Source organism: Lacticaseibacillus casei DSM 20011 = JCM 1134 = ATCC 393, assembly GCF_000829055.1.
GTDB lineage: Bacteria > Bacillota > Bacilli > Lactobacillales > Lactobacillaceae > Lacticaseibacillus > Lacticaseibacillus casei.
This window is the reverse complement of sequence record NZ_AP012546.1, coordinates 1-1,326: the sequence shown is the minus strand read 5'-3', so window position 1 is coordinate 1,326 and position 1,326 is coordinate 1. Positions and strand designations below refer to the sequence as shown.

The following is a 1,326-nucleotide window of genomic DNA, read 5'->3' as shown; positions in this document are numbered from 1 at the left end:
GTAAAAATTCCTTCCTTTTGAGAGACGATTTATTCATTATACCCTCTCTTAAAAGTTGGATTGAAGTCAATATTTGAGACAGATTTTAAGAGACATTCAGAACCGCGTTTACCTTCCACAGCTCAAATAAATCATTAATTGCGATTAATAACTTATTTGAACCCTGGAAAGCATTAAGTCAGGCGGCCATTTGGCTCGTAAGTGTTGCAATTTCAACTTGTAAGGGGGTCTGGTAGCCCAGTGAACTATGAATTCTCTTCCTATTGTAAAAAGCATGCACATATTCAAAAAGGACGGCAGCGGCAGTTTCATAATCTTCAAAGACCGGCACTGGATAAACACATTCCTTTTTGAGGGAAGCGTGAAAGGATTCCATTGGCGCATTATCATACGGACAACCCTTACGGCTGTATGAGTGGCGGATATGTAGCTCAGTTAAACGTTGATTGTAATCATCGCTGGTATACTGTGATCCTAAATCCGTATGGATAATCAGGTCCCCAGTAATGGTTCGATTTTTAACCGCGCTTTCAAGGGTCTTTAAGACTAAATCAGTATCCATCTTTTTTGAGAACGAATAGCCGATAATCCGTCGTGAGTGCAGGTCCATGATGGTTGATAAGTAACACTAGCCATTACGCTTCGTTTGAATATAGGTCATATCAGCGGTCCATTTTTGATTTAAACCAGTGGTCGAGAAATCCTGCTTAAGCAAGTTGGGACGCTGTTCAACCTTGGTTTTGGAAGCCGAAGCCGCTTTCCACTTATTGACGGTAACGGAGTGGATATCCAGTTCCTTCATGAGCCGGGAAATCCGTCGTGGACTGCACCGAAGCTGCAGTGGTTGAAGTTCCAGATTCAATTCATGGTGGATCTTCATAACACCGTATCGCTGCTTAAATTCCGCAAAGATCCGCAGAATCCGTTGTTTCAAGCCCGCATCTTCGGCCCGGCGTTTTGAAGGTTTGGGGGATCGATAACGATAATACTGAGCTCTGGAAACACCGAGGATTCGGCACATCTTGGTTACCTGGTGGTGATGGCTTTCTTGGTGAATGTAATCAAAGATATTGGTTACTTCTGCGCAAGAAAGCCTAGGGCTTTTTTTAGGATTTCGTTCTCCTCAGACAGCGAAGCCAGTCGCTTTTCCATCGCTTTGATTTCGTCTGGCGATTTACCGGATTGAGTTTTGGCCTGGCCCTGGATCCACTTATGAACTGTTGAATAGCCAATGCCATATTCTCTGGCCATTTGGGCAGCTGATTCGCCTTGCTTATATAGGTTGATAATGTTTTGTTTGAATTCTTTGTCGTAACGACTTGTCAT

At 43.3% G+C, this 1,326-nt stretch carries 2 protein-coding genes and 1 pseudogene; all 3 read right to left on the bottom strand.

Annotated elements, in window-relative coordinates; all coding sequences use genetic code 11:
* Nucleotides 1-178 precede the first annotated feature (178 nt).
* Nucleotides 179-616 (bottom strand): annotated as a pseudogene (locus LBCZ_RS15905) (IS3 family transposase); the annotation flags it as partial.
* Nucleotides 617-628: 12 nt separating this feature from the next.
* A complete protein-coding gene (locus LBCZ_RS16515) occupies nucleotides 629-934 on the bottom strand; it encodes an IS3 family transposase (protein ID WP_232900617.1) in 306 nt (101 codons plus the stop codon).
* 140 nt (nucleotides 935-1,074) lie between these two features.
* A complete protein-coding gene (locus LBCZ_RS16510; protein WP_015975056.1) occupies nucleotides 1,075-1,326 on the bottom strand; it encodes an IS3 family transposase in 252 nt (83 codons plus the stop codon).